We start from the raw sequence: 16,620 nt of genomic DNA, 5'->3' as shown, positions 1-16,620 counted from the left end.
CCTTATCCGGGCTGGCTGTCCCTGGGGGTCAACGGCAGGTGCTCCGCCACCCGGTCGGTGGAGGGGATCACCGCATCCGCGCCGGCGGCCAGCAGCTGGGCCTCGTAGCGGCAGCGCTCGGCTTCCCGGCCCGGCTGCTGCAGGTGGGGCGGGGCCACGGCCAGGCTGAGGAAGCGCTGGCCGGGTTGCTGCTCCCGGGCCCGCTGCACCGTGAGCACGTCGGCCACGGTGTCGCCCAGGTAGGCCACGGGGGGCGCCTCGGGGCCCAGGGGGCCGGCCAGGACGTGGGCCAGGCGTAGCAGGCCGGTGGGATCGGGCTTGTCGGGGGCGTCGCCCATGGCGATCAGGGGCGGATCGGCCAGGCCCAGGCGCGCCTCCAGCACGAAGCGGGCCGACGGCGGCTCGGCGCCGCTCACGAAGCCCCAGGCCACGCCGGCGGCGCTGAGGACCTCGAAGAACGGCCGCTCCACGAGCAGCGGCTCCTGGCCGATGAACCCCCGCCAGGCGGACGGATCCCCGTCGGGGTCGCCGCCGAAGTAGAAGCCGTTGAACACCGCCACCAGGTCGGCGAAGGCCGGCAGGGGGCTCTGGCCGGGCTGGCCCAGGCCGCCCCGGCGCAGCAGCTCGAGCGAGGCCTCCCAGTCGTTGTTCCAGCGGCCCTCGGCCTTGAGGGCATCGATCGCCGCCGGTTCGGGCCGCCGGCCGCTGAACCGGTGCACGGTCTCCACGATGGCGCGGCGGTAGCTGGCGCCCACATCGCGGATCACGCCGTCGATGTCGAACAGCAGAACGGCCGCGGGACCACCGCCGCTGGACGGGCCGACGGGCAGGCTGGCCGGTGAGCTGGGCGTCAGGGCAGGGGCCACGGCGGCTGGTAGGTTAGTTGTTTGTGTCTAAGCCTTGAGCGCTGAAACCATGAGCACCGAGAGCGCTGAGAGCGCCGTGGCCACGGCGGTACCTGAGCTGAACCAGGCCGCTGAGGACACCACCGAAGGCCGCCCGGTGCTGCGTGGTGCCAGCGCTGCCCTGGCCACCGCCACCATCGACGAGAACGGCGTTCCCTCCGGCCGTACCCCCAAGGCCGATGAGGGCCGCTTCCTGCTGAAGATCCTCTGGCTGCCCGACAACGTGGCCCTGGCCGTGGACCAGATCGTGGGCGGCGGCCCCAGCCCCCTCACCGCCTACTTCTTCTGGCCCCGGGAAGACGCCTGGGAAACCCTGAAGACCGAGCTCGAGGGCAAGAGCTGGATCACCGACAACGAGCGCGTTGAGATCCTCAACAAGGCCACCGAGGTGATCAACTACTGGCAGGAGGAGGGCAAGGGCAAGAGCCTCGACGAGGCCAAGCTCAAGTTCCCCGACGTCACCTTCTGCGGGACCGCCTGAGTCCGGGCACTCCGCTGACGGCGACGCCGAGCCCCCTGTCCGGGGGCTTTTTTCATGGGCGCCGCTCCAGGCTTCCACGGGCCGCGGTTCAGCGCAGGGCCCCAGTCCTCACTGGCGCCCCTTGAGCACCTGGCCGAAGGCACTGTCCGTGATCACCGCCGGGGTTGTGGCCGTGTCGACGGTGAAGCTGCGGCTCTCCAGCTGGCTGGTGCCATCCGGATAGGTGAAGGTCACCTGGCCCTCCAGGGTGAGGGTGCTGCCGCTGCGGCCGCTCTCCCGCAGCTCGGCGACGCTCACCCGCTCGAACTGGTTGAAGAAGGTGGGATCGAACTGGTCGGCGGCGGCTCCGGCGAAGAAGCCGCGGGCGGCGTCGTAGTTCTTGCTGGAGAGGGCCCCGTAGAGCTCCTGCACCCGGGAGATGGCCTGATTCAGGTTGGCGGCCTCGCTGCTGGCCGCCTCGTCGCTGGTGGGCGGGCCGGGCTCGGGTTCCGGCAGGGTCGGGGTCGCCGGCGGTGTCACCGGCTGGGCCACAGGTACGGGCGGGCGGGCCTCGCTGGTGCCGAGCTGGGGCTGGCGGCGGCCGGCCATCTGCAGGAACACCAGCAGGCCCAGCAGCCCCACCAGCAGGCCGCCACAGAGGAAGGAGAGCACCACCACCAGGGAGCGGCTGCCGCCGCCGCCGGCGCCGCTGCGGTTCGCGGCCAGCAGCGCCAGGGCCTGCTCCGACGTGGGCGGGCGCGGATCGTCGAGCGGCACGGGCATCGCCACCAGACCGACTGGCTCCGGCACGGGGGCCGGCACCGGTGCGGCGGCGACAGCCGCGGCTGCACCCGCGACCGGTGTGGCGGGCAGGCCCAGCAGCCCCTCGACCACCCGCTGCATCCGCTGGCAGATGGCGGGGGTGAACACCTCCTGCAGCTCCTGCATCAGCCGCGTCAGCAGCCGCGGATCCGCCAGGGGCTCGGCCTGGCTCGCCGCGCTGTGGAAGGCGGGGCAGAACACCAGGTAACGCAGGGCCGGCAGCAGGCCGGCCTGCTCGGCGCCGCCCAGATCGCCCACCAGCGCCTGCAGCCGCCGCCCCTCCACGGGCAGGCCGCGCTGGCGGTCCTGGATCACCTGGGCGCGCAGGGCCGCGCCGAGCTGGTAGTCGTTCATGGCGGTGGGGCCGTGGGCCGGCTGGAGCCGGTGGGGCCGGCCTGGGCGGGCCGTGGTCCCATCCTCCTGTCCGCCGGTCCGGCCGGCCAGGTCGCGGCCAGGGCCGCCTCCAGCTCCGGGCTGGCCCCCAGGGCGCGGAGCGGCCGGGGCGTCTGCTGCGGCTCCCGGGCCAGGAAGGCCGTGCCGAGCAGGGCCCCGAGCGGATCGGTGGCGGCGTTGCGCTGGAGCTGGCGGGCCTGGAGCTGACCCGTGGCCAGCCCGGTGATCTGGCTCTGGCGCTGCCTGAGGCTGGCGGGGCTGAACAGTTGGCGCACGGCATCCATCTTGCCGCTCGAGAGCTCGGCATAGAGCTTTTGAGCCCTGGTGATCGCCTGGTCAGGGTTGGCCTCCTGTGTGCCCAGATCAGGTGCCGGGGAAGGCGGGCTGGCCGCGGGCTCCTGTGGTTGGAGTGGAGCTGCTTCGGTTTCCAGCGGCTGCTGGCTGGTGCCTTGGCTGCTGTGAAGGGGCTGCAGTGGTTGACGGCTGATCTGTGCCATCCAGCCCAGCGCTCCCAGGACGCCCACCACCAGCACCTCGGCCATGAAGCTGAGCACCACCGCCACAGATCGCCTGCCGCCTGCGGCGGCGCGCCCGCAGCCGGGCTGCTCCCGGATCAACTCCTCGATCGGCCAGCCCGCGGGCAGTTCACCCCCCTGTGGGATCGCTCACGTCGACTGGCTTGACTGCCCGGCGATGGACCGCAGCGGTCGGTGCAGCGGTTGCGGAGGCCTTGGCATCGGCTGTGGCCCAGGGGTGGTGGGCGGTGCGCTGGCCTTGCCCAACGCTGCGATCTCCCCTGCGGGCAGCCCGAGCAGGTCCCGCAGCACCGCCGTCATGCGTCGGCAGATCGCAACGGTGAACGCCTTCTCAAGTTCCTCGTGCAGTAGGTGCAGGCGGGTTTCCCCGGTCAGCGCTGGCCTCTGCTCCACGGCGTTGCTGAACGCCGGGCTCCTCACCAGATAGCGCAGGGCTGGCAGCAGGGGCATCTGAAGCTCGCCGCAGGGTCGCCCATCAACAGCTGCAGGTGCTGGCCCTCGCACGGAATGCCGCTCTGCAGGTCGGCCATGATCCGCTCTCGCAGCAGGACGCGAAGCTGATGGTCGTTCATGGCTCGCGTTCAGTCGTCCACATGGCCAGGAATCCAGGAGTTTGCCCCGTCCTGATGGCTGATGGCGATGATCTTCTGGCCGTTGTGGGTGTCGTTGCGCCAAGACATCGGTACATCCTGGCCGTTGGTTCCCTGTACCACGCCAGTCCCGCCGTTCATGAAGCGGTAGACCGTGCGTTTGCCGTCACCCCAGATCACGGCATAACCGGTATTGGTGTCGCCGCCTTCATCACGGCAAGCCCAGAATTCCAGTTGTGATTTATCCTCCAGCGTCCGTTCGCCACGGGCGTCCGTCTTGGAGAAGGCACAGGTGTCTGGATAGGTCTGGCTGGGGCCCTGGCCGAATTTGTACTCCTCTGGTGGCCCCCAGGGATTGGAGGGGGCAGGGGTGGGCTCCTGCAGCTGACGTGGTGCGGGGGCAGCTGGTGAGGGCGTGGTCGGAGCCTGGGTTGTTGAAGGCGAATCCTGGCGTGTCGGCGGGGATTGGCCGGTCAGCAGCCAGATCAAGCCCACGAGCCCTCCCCCACAGATGAGGGCCAACAGGGCGATCATCGCGGCAGTCAGCCCGCTTTGGCCCTGGGATGGCGTCTGAATGGCGTAGGTGACTGTGGTGCTGGGGGTGGGTTGTGCTGAAACGCTGTGGCTGGAGGGCGGCCAATCCTGTGAGTGGGGGGGCGGGTTATCGACCCACTGTCCGTGAGTGCGCGGTTCGTCGATATCCGGCAGGTTGAGGATGCCACTCAGCACACGTTGCAGTCGAAAGATGATGGTGCTGCTGTAGGTAAATTGCAGATCTGCAATCAGGCTGTCGCGTCCACTCCGCAGGAGGGATGGTTGGCTCTCGTGCAGCAGCCTGCGCAAGCTGGGACGCAGAATCATGTCCCGTAAGGGTGGGAGTAGAGATGGATCACTCCCCATCAGGTCTGGCAGGCTGTTGATCAGTCGGCTGTCGGGATTGTTGTTGCTGCCATTCTGATTGAGAAACTGTGCAATTCTCTTGCCAAGTTGATAGTCAGGGCTGCCTGTCAAGGACTTTTTTGTCGCTGTTATCAGTATAGGATCGGCGTGAACCTGGGGCTGAGCAGCTCCGCAGTACTTCTGGGCGCTGCCCTATGCGCGCTCCTGGGTGGCCTGTGCTGCTCCGGGGCGGCGCCTTGGTTCCTCTCTCCCGTTTCACCAGGCTGACTCCTGATGCGCTCTCAGCAGGCCTCCGATCTCTTCTCCCTGGCTCGAGGCCTGGTGTTATCGGCGCGCAGGCGTGGACTGGCGTCGGAGGAGGTACCGGCTGCCATCGCCCATGCGTTGCAGCACTTGCTGGCTGATCAGCCTCAGCTGCGGGAATGCCTGATCACCCTGCTGCGCCACCCGGCCTGCGTCACCCTGCTGGCTTCGGATCAGGATGGCGCCCGTGCTCAGGCCCTGAAGGAGCTGCTGGATGGCGCTGGTCGGAGCCTTCCGGCCGACAGCGTGTCGCCGCAGCAGGCCTTCCTCGATGGCTTGCTGGAGGGCTGGCAGGAGGGTGGGGATTCAGCTCCTGCCTCGGGGCTGTCCGCAGATCGGCAGGAGCCCGATCTACGCAGCTGGCTGCTGGGGCTGGGCGTGGGTGTGGCCATCGGCGCGGGCCTCAGTTGGCTGGGACTGACCGCGTTTCGAGTGGCGGCACCACCCCTCCCAGCGATCGATCCGGCCCTTGCGCCGGCAGGTTCTCCGGCCACGGGCACCGCAGGTTCATCGTTGCGCGCGCCAGCCACGCCCGTGGCGGTGGATGGCCTGGACCGTTGCGCCCGTCTGGGGTCACCCCAGCAGGAGACCCAGCGGCTGGCGGCGGCCAGCAACTTTGGCAAACGGCAGACGCAGGACGCCAGCGGTGCTGCCATCCCGGCAGAACCTGCACTGATCGTGTTGCATGAAACGGTTCTGGATCTGCCCTCAACGGTTGAGCTCTTCCAGCGTGATCAGGCCAATGATTCGGCCCAGGGCAGTTATCACGTGTTGATCGGGCGTGATGGAGAGAGAGTGCGCATCGTGCCCGACCAGGCCCGTGCCTATGGCGCTGGCGATTCTGCTTTTGGGGATCTCAGCTTCAAGACTTCGGCAAACAATCCACCATCCATCAACAACATTGCTTTGCATGTCAGCCTGGAGAGTCCTGAGGATGGCCGTGGCGATCAGGGCGGGCACTCGGGATACACCGAAGCGCAATACCGAGCCTTGGCTGAACAGATCTTGCGCTGGCAGGCTCTCTATGGGATCCCCTTGGAGCGGATCACGACGCATGCCGCGGTGGATCGCAGCCGCAGTCGCTACGACCCCCGCAGCTTCCGGTGGGATCGGTTTGAGCAGGTCTATACGCAGGTGCGGCGCAGCTGCGCCTGATCAGCGCTGCGTGGGGTCGCCAACCCAGAAGCTGTAGGGATGACTGCTGTCTTCGGTGAGCTGCTGGGCGAAGGCTGCTGCTGTATCGCGATCGCGAAAGCTGGCGACCTGCGCATTGCCGTTGGCATTGGTGAAGGCGTCGCCGCGGCAATGCAGGCGGGAGGCTTCGAGGGCTTCGCCGGGGCCCACCACCGGCCACCATGTTTGGCCGGGCTGGGGAGGTGGACCATCGTTGCCGCCGTAATCCACGCAAGCCTGCCACTGGCCGGCCGTTGCGGCCTCCGGCTCTGACCGCGGCGGTTCGGGTGCCGGTTGGATGAGGGGAGCAGTCGGTGCTGGAGGGCTGCTCGGCTTCGTGGCGGCCGGTGGGCTGGTGGTGCCGTTGGTGCTGCGGTTGCCGATCAGCACCCCCGCCAGGGCCATCACCAGCGCGCCGCAGATCAGGGCCAGCAGCGCGATCAGGATGGACGTCGGCCCCTGCGCATGGGTGGGGATGGTCACCACCGTGGGGGGCGCGGAGGCGACAGGAGGGGGTTGGCTGCTGGGTGCTGATGACCAGGAGGCTGACGGGCCGGCTGGTGCTGCGCTCCTGACGGTGGATGGGGGAGCCGCTGCCGGCCAGGTGGCGGCAGCGGCCCCGTGCAGGTTGAGGCACCCCTGCAGCACCGCATCCAGCCTGTTCAGCACTGTTGGGCTGTAGACGTCAGCCAGATCCCGCAGCAGGGCGTCGCGAGCATGGAGGAGCTGTCCCTGGCTGCCCAGGCTGAAGAGCTGCCGGAAGCTGGGTCGCTGCAGCAGATCCCGGAGCGGGTTGAGCAGCGAGGTCTCGGCACCGAGCAGATCCTGGAGCTGAGCCTGCAACCGGCGGCTGAGCACACCGCCTTCAAAGGCTGAGTCTCCGCTCTGCTGGATCAGCTGGGCCAGTCGTTGCCCCAGCGCGTGGTCAGAGGTTGAAGCCAAGGGCGCAGCTGTGAGTGCGTTGAGCCTACCGGCCGGCTAATTAGCCACGGCGGGGCTGAAGCACCCGTCCGAATTCGCTGCTGGTGATCAGCACGGGCGTGGTGCGGGTATCCATCGTGAAGCTACGGGATTCGGTCTGAACATCGCCATTCGGATAGACAAAGGTCACCACGCCTTCGAAATTCATCGTTGAGCCGGCGCTGCTGGTCTGGCGGAGATCCGCCACGGTCACCCGTTCGAATTGGTTGAAGAAGGTGGGATCAAACTGATCGGCGGCCTGGCCGCCGTAGTGGTTGGAGGCGCTTGCATAATCCTTGGCGGAGAGGGCGGCATAGAGCTCCTGAATGCTGGCCACGGCGGCATCGATCGCTGCGGTGCCGGCCGGTGCGGCGCTTGGTTCACTAGCCGGTGCCACTGGGCTGGACGGCTGCGGCTCCGGTGGGTTCGTCGGTGCGGGGGGCGTCGCGCTGACATTGACGGCTTGTTTGCCCTGCTGCTGCTGCTGCTGCCAGAGCAACAACAGCAGCCCGCTCCCCACGATGCCGATCAGGAAGCAGAGCAGAGCCACCACCCAGCTGCTGCCGCTGCTGCTCGTGGTCACCAGGGTGGTGACCGCCGGCTGGTTGACCACCGCCTGAGCCGGTGGCACCGGGCTCCAGGCGGGGCTGGGGTGCGGCGCCTGTCGCTCGGGCATCCCGACCATCCCTTGGATCACCCCCTGGAGCCTCTGGCAGATGGCCGGGCTGTACTGGGCTTCCACCTCCGCCAGTAGTCGGGCGGCGATGCGGCCGTCATCACGGCCGCTGGGCTGGGCCAGGGCGCTGGCCATGGCGCGCGAGCGCAGCAGGAAGCTGAGGGCCGGCAGCAGATCCTGCTGATCGGCAGCCACCAGCTGCGGCAGGCGAGACTCAACGCTTCGGGAGCCTGATGATCCGGGTTGATCCAGGGCTGCTCGGATCGCGCTGCCCAGTGCGTAGTCCGTCATAACTGGCCGCCGTGCTCGCGTGGGGATTGAGGAGGCTGAATGGAGGCGGAGCAGGTTGGATTCATGGATCTGTTGAGACGGTGGGCTGGTCGTCTGTGGGTGCGGCTTGCTTACTGAACTCTCTGCCCTGCTGAGGCTGAATGTGTTTTGCCCAGTAGGCTTTCAATGCTTTGTTGAGAGCAGGGCACAAGGCTGCAAGTTGCGTTTGCTGTGTGCTGCCTGGGCGGTTGAGGGCAATCAAGCTGCCCTGCCAATCGTTGTCGGCCAGGAGTCGTTCGATGTGTCTGGGTTGCTCACGGCTGTGCTTGGGAATTTCCTTGCGTTGGTTCAGTGTGGATTCGATCAGGGCCTGCTCCATCCTGCAGAGCCTTTTGATTTCCAGCTGAATGCTGTTTTGCTGAGTGGCCGTCAGTCGCGCCGGGATGTCCTGGCTGGGCTCGGCGAACGTGGTTGGCGTGGAGAAGGGCCGCAAGAGTGCCGGTCTCAACCAAACCCAGGCAGCTACAAGCAGGGCGCTGCCCGTCGCGAGTCCCACGCCAATTCGCAGGAGAGCTGGGCCTGCTGTTGGTCTGGCTTGCCGTCGCCCCCGTCTGGATTGGGGACTCGGCTGCTCCGCCGCAAGTCTGGGATGTTCCGGCAGCCGTGGTAGCGGCGTCAGATCGGGCAAAGCCGCCATTGGCACCGGTTGCGATGGCACCGCCCCGGGCTGCAGGCTCCCGAAGCAGGCCAGGGCCACGCTGACGTCGTCGCCACTGCCCTCGCGGCTGATGCGATCAAGGCTGGTGTCCAGCCGCTCCGAGCTGCCCGCAGCGATGGCCTTGTGCGTCTGGGCTTCCTCCAGCAGGTAGCGGCTCAGAGCCAGGTGGTCGGCGTCGGTGGCGCAGGATTTGCGGATGCCATCGGTGCTGAGCACCAGCCCGCAGGCCTGGCGCTGGTCGCCGCTGAGGGGGTACACGGCGGTGCGGGAGGCAAAGCAGCGGCTGGCGCTCGGCAGGCAGAGGCTCTCCGTGGCCTCACCCTGGTGGCCTTTGTCGGCCTCCTGGCTGATGAGCTGATCGGGCTGATGGTCGCTCAGCAGCACCAGATCCCAGTCGCCCAGCCCGGTGTGGGCCCACCAGTGGGGAGTCAGCACCACCAGGGCCAGGGTGCTGCCGTAGGTCTGGGCGGAGAACGACTCGCCCTGATGCTCCGGCGGCAGGTCCCGTTGTTGCCAGTCGGCCTGGATGGCTTCTTGCCAGGCCGCTACCAGCTGAGAGGGCAGCTCATCTGCCAGCCACTGCCGAACAGCCCCGAGCGCATCCGCTCCAGGGGTGCTCAGAGGACGCCTGGCCAGATCCTTGGCGGCCAGCTGCAGGGCCAGGTCGCAAGCCAGCCGGCTTCCCACATCACTGAGCCAGTAGCGGCTGCCGCCGTGGCCGTCGGCCACGGCCATCAGGCCCACCGGCAGTCCATCGGCACTGCGCAGACTGGCGCACGAGGAGGCGTCCTGGCAGGGCACCCCACGGCGTTGATGGGAGGCGCCGCAGCGGCTGCGATGCAGCGGTGCGGACCAGCTCCAGGACCCAGACACCTCAGTCACCAGACCATGGGGCCAACGTCGCCGATCGGATCCATTTCGGTGGGAGGCAGATCCGGCAGAGGGGTACTGCCGGTGTCCTGGGAGTCAGCCATCCGGCTCACGGGCATCGAGGCCGCTCCGACCACCGCCGTCGAGGCCCATTGGATGTACTGGGCCAGGGAGGTTGCGTTGCTGGCCTGCAGCGGCCTGCGCGGGGAACGCTCGCGCTGGTTGGCGGGTGCGGGCCCGATGAACTGCTGCAGCACCTCCAGATCGGCATCGTGGCCGAGGGCGATTGCCAGGCGCACGGCCTTCTGAGCCCAGGGTTCGCGCATCAGCCGTTCGAGGCCGGCTTCAAAATCGTCGGTGGGCTGGCCATCGGAGATCAGCACCAGCACGGGGGGAAGCGCTCGCTCCTCCATCGGTGGGGTGTGCAGCTGCTCGGCCACCAGCCTCAGGGCGTCGCCCATGGCGGTCACCCCTCCGGCCTCAAGGTCACGCCACTGCAGTGTCTCCACCGAGGTGGGCTCAGCGATATGCCAGCTGGCCTGATCGGAGAAGGCCACAGCCCTTACCAGCACCCGGGCCTCCGGGTTGTCGCGGGCAACGTTGGCCATGCCCGGCAGCGACTGCCGAATCGCCTGGTTGAGCGACTGCATCTTGCCCTGGGCGGCCATCGAGCCGGAGCAATCGCACAGATAGAAGAAATGCAGCGGCCGGTTGGCCAGACGAACGTTTGGAAAGCCGGGCATCAGGATCGCGTGCTGAGGTGCTCGCTTCTGGCGGGCTCCAGGCGCACCGCACCCCAGGGTGTGTCGAGCTGGAGAAGCGCTGCGAGATTACATGTTTTGCCTGGGGCAACGGCATGCTGCTGGCCCCCCGCAGCCGTGGCCCGCCAGGGCTGATCGCTCAGGTTTCGCAGTCCAAGCAGCCTGGGGTCGCTGGGGTGGGCCACCACGCGCGCGATCGGCTCATCGAGGCGCGGTGCCTCCAGGCTGTTGAAGTGGTGGGCATGTAGCTCGTTATCGGTGCAGGCCATCACCCGACCGTTGGCCATGCGCAACGCCGCAGCGATGCCCAGGGGCTCGGCGCAATACCAACAGGTGGTCTGGGAACTGAAGTGCTCCGAGCCGCAGGCGGGACAGGTCTGGCGCTGGTCGAGCACGGCGGCCAGCTTCTCCATCCACTGCCCGGTGAGGGCCCGTTGGCTGGGGGCATGCATGCCTGTGCAGAAGGATTGAATGAACAGCTCCTGAAGGGGTATCGGATAGATCGGCCAGAGCAGCAGAGCGGCAGCGTGCTCCGTTGGATCGGGCCGGTTTCGGCAGTCCTGTGGGTCGAAGATGAACACCGGATCCTCCCCGTAGAGCTTGCGGCGCGCCGGTTCATCCAGGCAGCGAATGGCCAGCTCCATCTGTCCGCGGAGTGGATGGTGTCGGGTCAGCAGCATGAACAGCAGTACGGCGATCGAGAAGAGATCGCTGTTGGCACCGGGTCTGCCCCGTCTCATCAGGATTTCGGGAGCCATGAATCCCGGGGTGCCGAGCACGCTGCCGAGGTCGCGGCCATCCACATCCACGTTGTCGTTATCGCAGATCAGGATGCGACCCGTTGCCGCCTCCAGGAACAGATTGCCAAGAGAGATGTCCTTGTAACAAAGGCCTTTGCTGTGCAGCGCGTGAAAGGCCTCGGCCAGGAAAAAGCTGGCCCTGAGGGCCTGGCGCAGACTGATCTCGAGCCGACCGCCGTAGTGCTCCACCGCGCCGACGAACTGAGGCGGCCGCAGCTCCATCAGATAGCCGAAGCCGGGATTCTTGCTACGGATCAACGGCAGGCTGGAGGCGGAGGGGCGCAGCAGCGTGATCGGCCAGAGGAAGGCACGACTGGGTGCGGTGGCGCGGATGCTCTCCAGCAGCCTCCGTTCCAGGTGCGGATCTCTCTCCAGGCAGCTGGGCAGATACCACTTGAGCGCCAGACGCTCGCCGCCCACCGCCACCTCAAACACCTGCCCCTGGGTGCCCCCGCCCAGGCCTCGCAACACCTGGACGGGGCTGCTCAGGCCTTCGAATTGCATCCAGGCGCCTTCCGGCAGTATCCAGGTCACGGGGTCCTCAGGGGTTCTCGAGACTCTGACCGATGGCCTTGCGGATGCCGTTCCGGTGTGAGAGAGCGGTCACCCGGTTGGCAAAGGCACGTCGCTGCGCCTGGCCGTCGTGCTGGACGATCAACAGGGTGTGGCTCTTGCGGGAGCCCAGCACAATCCAGCCGCACAGAGCCGCCAGCTCCAATGGCCAGAACAGCAGCGGGAAGGGCAGCAGCAGCAGGCCACCCAGGCAGGCGAGCACCCACCAGCTGAAGATCTTCGGGTAGAGGGGTTCGCTGAGCACCACCGCCGATCGGATCTGGTTCACGGGCACGGTGGTGCCGTCGATGTCGATCGTGCGAGGCGGCGGCGTTCGTGGCGCAGCACTGGTCCCCTGTGGTGTTCGCGTGCCAGGGCTCGGTGCGGCTTGCGCCGATGCCGCATGGGCGGGGGCCTTGGACGCTGGGGCCTCCGTCGGAGCGGGCGTCTCCAGGTTGAACACCAGCACCGGTCCATCCCGCCCCAGACGGATCTCATCCCCATCGCTCAGGGGGCGGCAGCGTCGGATTCGCTCCCCCTCCAGATAGGTGCCATCGCTGCTCTGCCAGTCGCACACCACCCAGCCGTTGCTGGCGGTGTAACGCACCACCGCATGGTGAGGGGATACACCCGGCTGGCTCACCAGGGCCAGGCGGTTGTTGCTGGCGCTGCCGATGGTCAGCGGTTGGCCGCTCTGCAGCGCCAGCCGCTTGCTGGGGGTGTCGCGCAGGTGCAGTTGGGCCGTGGTGCTCATCGCCCCTGCCGCCGGCGTTGCCACCACAGGCGCCAGTCGTCGCTCACGTCGGTCCACCAGCCGCCGTCGCCCTCTCGGTAGGGGATGACCCTGCCGGGGAACAGCAGGGCCTTCGCCGCCATCACAACACTCACCAGAACCATCAGCAGCAGAATCCAGCCGGGAATGGCTCCGGGCAACCGGGCTGCGAAGATCGCCCTGATGGCGTACAGGGCAAGCGTTAAAGCCAGCCAGAGGCGAAACGACTCCCAGGGGTCATGGTGACGCGGCAACGGCGCAGAGGGGTGCTTTGCCTACCCTATGACTCTGCAGATCGGTGGTGGTGGTGATGGAGCAGACCACGGTGGAGCAGGAGACTTCCGCCCCCCCCATGGGTCGCCGCCAAGCCTGGCGCCAGTTGCTTGCGGCTGTGCGTGGCCGCGGCAGCCTGGCCGGCGCTGGCAGGCGTGGTGCGCTCTTCCAGGCCTGGCATGATCTCCGCCAGCGTCAGGCTGTTGCTGAGCTCTGGCAGGGGCAGCAGCGGATCAGCCGCCTGGTGCTGGGTGCGGGGCGCGTGCGCATCGGCCGCGATCCAGGCACGGAGCTTCCGGTGGATGTGGCGGGCGTGAGTCGCGTGCACGCGATCCTCGAGCGTGCCCGCGCGAGTGACCGCGACTTCACCCTGGAGGATTTCAACTCCGCCAACGGTCTGTTCCACCGCGACCGGCGCATCAAGGCGATCAGCCTGCGAGATGGCGATGCGGTTTGGCTGGGCTCTCCGCTGAAGGGTGATGCACCCGTCCTGCGCTACCACCATCCCCGCAGTGCGCTTGAGCAGGCGATTCACTGGCTTGGGATCGGCAGCCTGGTGAGCTCGGCACTCCTGGTGAGCGGCATGCTGGCGGCGGCCACGGTGGCAGGCGGCTCGAAGATCCGCTCCATCGCCGGGCCGGTGAAGATCTTTGCCAGCGATGGCAGTCAGGTGGATGCCAAGCAGGGTTCGGCAACGGCCCTGCCATCCCTGGCCAGCTATCCGCTGCATCTTCGTCAGGCGTTGATTGCCTCGGAGGAGGCACGCTTCGGTTGGAACAGTGGCCTTGACCTGTTCGGCACGTTCCGATCGGCATTGCTGGGCAGCGGCGGCGGTAGTGGTCTCACCCAGCAGGTGGCGCGTCTCTACTATGCCGATGTTGGTCGGGACTACAGCCTCACCCGCAAACTGCGGGAGCTGTGGGTGGCGTTGCAGCTTGAGGTTGGATATAGCAAGAATCAGATCCTGAAGATGTATCTGGACCGGGCTCATCTCGGTCTCGGTACTGATGGTTTTGAGCAGGCCGCTCAGATCTACTTCCGGCGTTCGGCCAGTCAGCTGGATCTGGCTCAGTCGGCATTTCTGGTGGGGTTGCTGCCGAGTCCCAATGGCTATAGCCCTTGTTATGCGCCGCAACCATGGCAAGAAGCCGCTGCGTTGGAGGAGCGCCTGCGTCAACAGGGCAAGGGAAATCTGAGTGAGGGCGATCGGCAGAGGGTGAAAGCTCTGCGGGACGGTGAATGGTTGCCGGTGCACCGTCGCAACCTGGTCCTGCAGTTGATGCATGAACAGGGTTTTCTGGGCTACGGCCCCCAGGCCGACCAAGTGCTGGCGGATGCCAAGCGCAAGCCTTTGAACATCGATTCCTCCTCTTGTCGGGAAAGCGCAACCAAGGCTTATCCCTATTTCAGTGATTATGTGATCAGCGAATTGGAGGGTGTAAGGTTTGGCCTGAATTTGAATGAAGATTCGGGTGGGAACTACTACGTTGAGAGTACTATTGACCCCGCTTTGCAAGCTCTTGCTCAGCAGCAGCTGCGTAGGTTTCTGGATGGCCAGGCTGCAGGTGTCGGTCTTGCGCAGGGGGCTCTGATCAGTGTCAGACCCAGTACCGGAGAAATCCTCGCTTATGTGGGTGGGGGGGATTACGGTCGATCAAGTTTTGACCGGGTCCAGGCTTTGCGTCAGCCTGGTTCTACCTTTAAATTGTTTCCCTTCATCGCCGCCCTTGAGGCTGGCGTGAAGGTGGGAGATTCAATCTCCTGTGCGCCGCTGAGTTATGTGGCTGGTTGCAGTCATGGAGCTGGTTCTTCGGGTGGTTTGGCTACGGTAATTGACGGCTTTGCCTTGTCGGAAAACGTTGTGGCCTTGCGGCTCGGGGAGCGGGCTGGCCTTGCTCAGGTTGTCAAACGGGCACGGGACCTTGGTATCAGCAATCCTCTGGATGCTGATTACAACACGATGCTCGGTGGTCGTGAAACGCTGCTGTATGAGATGGCCCGTGCCTATGCCGTGGTTGCCAACGGCGGACGATCCGTGCCGCTGCATGGCGTGAAGCGAATCGTGGATCTGGGCATGTGCTCCTCGATCCGTCGCCTCAGCGATTGCCCATCCGGCAGCGTCACGGTGCCGATCGGTGAGCAGGCGCGCCAGTTGATCAAGCCCGAGATCGCCGCCGATATGGATCGGTTGCTGGCTGCCGTGGTGCAACGCGGTACCGGGCGCGCTGCCGCTGTGGTCGCTGATGGCCGCGGCAAGACCGGAACCACCAACAACGGTGTCGATGTGCTGTTCATTGGTTACTCCCCCTCGCTGGATCTGCTTTCGGCGATCTGGATGGGCAACGACGACAACCGCCCGGCCGAGGCTGCCAGCGGGGCGTTGGTGGCTGAGCTCTGGGGCCGCTACATGGCGGCCGTGGCCCGGGCCCGCGCCGCCGCCTGAAGCAGCTCGCCGGCTCGGCTCACCAGGGCCCAGCCGATCCCCAGCACCAGGCCCCACCACCACTGGCTGCTGAGCAATCGATCAAGCGGCCGGCTGTCGTCCTGGGCGCTGCGGCGCGGCAGCACCCAGGCCAGCTGCAGGGCGCCGTAGAGCACCAGCAGCACCCAGGCCGGAATGCCGAAACCCAGGCGGCCCAGGGGGAAATCCAGGGCGCGCCAGTGCAGCAGGCTGGCGGCCGTGCCCAGGCCCACCAGGGCACTGATCGCCCCGGAGGCCCCGTCCCAGCGCCCCTCGGGGGTGCGGCGCTGGGCCACCAGCAGGGCCAGGGCCACGGTGGCCAGGCTGGTGAGGGCGTAGCGCAGCACCACATCGGCCAGGGGCAGCGGCGAGGGCCCCAGCAGCACCAGCAGCATCAGCAGATTCACCGCCGCCTCGCGCTGGTCGTGGTGGATCCAGGGGGCCGTGAGCCAGCGCCAGGCCCCGTGGGGATTGGTGGCATCGGCCTGCTCCAGGGGCCACTGGCGCCGGGCCGTCTTGAGGGGCCCCAGGGCCAGGGCCTGCAGCAGAGCGAGCAGCACGGCCAGCACCACGCCCCCGCTCCAGCCCCAGCCATCGAACAGGCGCCGGTCGAGTTCCAGTGCCGCCCACCACCACACCAGGGCCAGGGCGAAGGCCAGGGCCAGGCCCGGCCCCAGCGGCCGCAGCTGCTGGGCGAGGGCGCTGAGGCCTGCAGGCCCCGTGAGGGCGGCTGGGCGTGGTGCCCCCAGGCCCCCGCGCGGTCCGGCCACCGCCAGGGACCCATCCAGGGGTGGCTCCGCCACCGCCAGCTCCAGACCTGTGGCCTCGGCCGCTGCTCCGTGGAGACCGTTCGGGCTGCTCGGGCCACCGACAGGAAGCGCCAGGCCCTGGGCTCCCTGGGCGCGACCCGTCGGTGGCGCGTCGGGTGCGGGCAGGCCGACCGGCAGGCCGCTGGCCGCCTCCAGCAGCTCCAGCAGCTCTGCCAGCACCCTCGGCGCATAGGTGCGCTCCAGCTGCTGCCGCAGGCTCTCCAGGGCCGAGCGCTGGGCCCCGCCCTGCTGCCGCAGCACCTGGCGCAGCAGCGGCTGGGCCGCCAGATCCCGCACCGGCCCGCTCAGCCACACCTCGGCCCCGAGCCCATCGATCAGCCGGTTCGCCAGGGCGGTGCGGTTGTCGAGATCGAGCACGCCAGCCTCCAGCCAGCCCCTCACCTGCAGCCCCAGCTCCCGCCCCGTCCCCATCACCCCAGCCCCTGCGGCCCGAGCTTAGGAGTCCCCCCAGGCCCACCACCCCAAAGCCCCCCCTCCGCCATTCCCCCACCCACCTGGCCACCCGCGCCCATCAAAAAGCCCCCGGACTTGCCCTCTGATTCGTATTCCGCCCAACGGGCGGTGACGAATCAGAGGGCAAGTCCGGGGGCAACAC

16 protein-coding genes are annotated in these 16,620 nt (G+C 67.6%); 3 read left to right on the top strand and 13 right to left on the bottom strand.

The window, feature by feature from the left end; all coding sequences use genetic code 11:
- Window positions 1–2 precede the first annotated feature (2 nt).
- On the bottom strand, window positions 3–785 hold the full coding sequence (locus ACLV7J_RS06595) for a TIGR01548 family HAD-type hydrolase (RefSeq protein ID WP_411868394.1): 783 nt from the start codon (window positions 783–785) through the stop codon (window positions 3–5).
- 115 nt (window positions 786–900) lie between these two features.
- Here ACLV7J_RS06595 and ACLV7J_RS06590 point away from each other — a divergent pair, with 115 nt between their 5' ends.
- A complete protein-coding gene (locus ACLV7J_RS06590) occupies window positions 901–1,386 on the top strand; it encodes a 30S ribosomal protein PSRP-3 (protein ID WP_411868309.1) in 486 nt (161 codons plus the stop codon).
- A 108-nt stretch (window positions 1,387–1,494) separates the two neighbouring features.
- On the opposite strand, the gene ACLV7J_RS06585 is transcribed toward ACLV7J_RS06590, so the two are convergent.
- The 4 genes from ACLV7J_RS06585 to ACLV7J_RS06570 form a co-directional block, all read right to left on the bottom strand.
- On the bottom strand, window positions 1,495–2,541 hold the full coding sequence (locus ACLV7J_RS06585) for a hypothetical protein (protein WP_411868308.1): 1,047 nt from the start codon (window positions 2,539–2,541) through the stop codon (window positions 1,495–1,497).
- Window positions 2,538–3,137: a hypothetical protein gene (locus tag ACLV7J_RS06580; protein WP_411868307.1), complete on the bottom strand. Its 600-nt coding sequence runs from the start codon at window positions 3,135–3,137 to the stop codon at window positions 2,538–2,540. Before ACLV7J_RS06580 ends, ACLV7J_RS06585 begins: the two co-directional genes overlap by 4 nt.
- 108 nt (window positions 3,138–3,245) lie before the next feature.
- Complete coding sequence (locus tag ACLV7J_RS06575; protein ID WP_411868306.1) at window positions 3,246–3,566, bottom strand: hypothetical protein; 321 nt, start codon at window positions 3,564–3,566, stop codon at window positions 3,246–3,248.
- A 131-nt stretch (window positions 3,567–3,697) separates the two neighbouring features.
- Window positions 3,698–4,717 carry a hypothetical protein gene (locus ACLV7J_RS06570; protein ID WP_411868305.1) on the bottom strand — a complete coding sequence of 340 codons (1,020 nt, stop codon included), beginning with the start codon at window positions 4,715–4,717 and terminating at the stop codon, window positions 3,698–3,700.
- 162 nt (window positions 4,718–4,879) lie between these two features.
- Between ACLV7J_RS06570 and ACLV7J_RS06565 the strand changes: the two genes are divergently transcribed.
- Window positions 4,880–6,064 (top strand): N-acetylmuramoyl-L-alanine amidase, encoded by a 1,185-nt coding sequence (locus tag ACLV7J_RS06565; protein ID WP_411868304.1) that lies wholly within the window; start codon window positions 4,880–4,882, stop codon window positions 6,062–6,064.
- Here the strand turns inward: ACLV7J_RS06565 and ACLV7J_RS06560 are convergent, their stop codons facing one another.
- The 7 genes from ACLV7J_RS06560 to ACLV7J_RS06530 all read right to left on the bottom strand — a co-directional run bounded on the left by ACLV7J_RS06560 (window position 6,065) and on the right by ACLV7J_RS06530 (window position 12,715).
- Complete coding sequence (locus tag ACLV7J_RS06560; protein WP_411868303.1) at window positions 6,065–7,024, bottom strand: hypothetical protein; 960 nt, start codon at window positions 7,022–7,024, stop codon at window positions 6,065–6,067.
- A gap of 40 nt (window positions 7,025–7,064) precedes the next feature.
- Window positions 7,065–7,913: a hypothetical protein gene (locus ACLV7J_RS06555; RefSeq protein WP_411868302.1), complete on the bottom strand. Its 849-nt coding sequence runs from the start codon at window positions 7,911–7,913 to the stop codon at window positions 7,065–7,067.
- Between the two features lie 157 nt (window positions 7,914–8,070).
- On the bottom strand, window positions 8,071–9,579 hold the full coding sequence (locus ACLV7J_RS06550; protein ID WP_411868393.1) for a protein phosphatase 2C domain-containing protein: 1,509 nt from the start codon (window positions 9,577–9,579) through the stop codon (window positions 8,071–8,073).
- Between the two features lie 5 nt (window positions 9,580–9,584).
- On the bottom strand, window positions 9,585–10,319 hold the full coding sequence (locus ACLV7J_RS06545) for a vWA domain-containing protein (protein ID WP_411868301.1): 735 nt from the start codon (window positions 10,317–10,319) through the stop codon (window positions 9,585–9,587).
- Window positions 10,319–11,641 carry a protein kinase domain-containing protein gene (locus ACLV7J_RS06540; protein WP_411868300.1) on the bottom strand — a complete coding sequence of 441 codons (1,323 nt, stop codon included), beginning with the start codon at window positions 11,639–11,641 and terminating at the stop codon, window positions 10,319–10,321. The genes ACLV7J_RS06545 and ACLV7J_RS06540 overlap by 1 nt, the downstream gene beginning before the upstream one ends.
- Window positions 11,642–11,678: 37 nt before the next feature.
- Window positions 11,679–12,443: an FHA domain-containing protein gene (locus ACLV7J_RS06535; protein WP_411868299.1), complete on the bottom strand. Its 765-nt coding sequence runs from the start codon at window positions 12,441–12,443 to the stop codon at window positions 11,679–11,681.
- Entirely contained in the window at window positions 12,440–12,715 is a 276-nt protein-coding gene (locus tag ACLV7J_RS06530; protein ID WP_411868298.1) for a hypothetical protein, read from the bottom strand. Before ACLV7J_RS06530 ends, ACLV7J_RS06535 begins: the two co-directional genes overlap by 4 nt.
- Window positions 12,716–12,759: 44 nt before the next feature.
- Between ACLV7J_RS06530 and ACLV7J_RS06525 the strand changes: the two genes are divergently transcribed.
- Window positions 12,760–15,177: a transglycosylase domain-containing protein gene (locus ACLV7J_RS06525; protein WP_411868297.1), complete on the top strand. Its 2,418-nt coding sequence runs from the start codon at window positions 12,760–12,762 to the stop codon at window positions 15,175–15,177.
- Here the strand turns inward: ACLV7J_RS06525 and ACLV7J_RS06520 are convergent.
- Window positions 15,138–16,436 (bottom strand): rhomboid family intramembrane serine protease, encoded by a 1,299-nt coding sequence (locus ACLV7J_RS06520; protein ID WP_411868296.1) that lies wholly within the window; start codon window positions 16,434–16,436, stop codon window positions 15,138–15,140. The two genes, ACLV7J_RS06525 and ACLV7J_RS06520, sit on opposite strands and share 40 nt — an antisense overlap.
- Window positions 16,437–16,620: the final 184 nt, after the last annotated feature.

It is taken from the genome of Vulcanococcus limneticus LL (genome assembly GCF_943369875.1).
Taxonomy (GTDB): Bacteria; Cyanobacteriota; Cyanobacteriia; order PCC-6307; family Cyanobiaceae; genus Vulcanococcus; species Vulcanococcus limneticus_A.
This window is presented reverse-complemented; position numbering and strand designations above follow the sequence as displayed.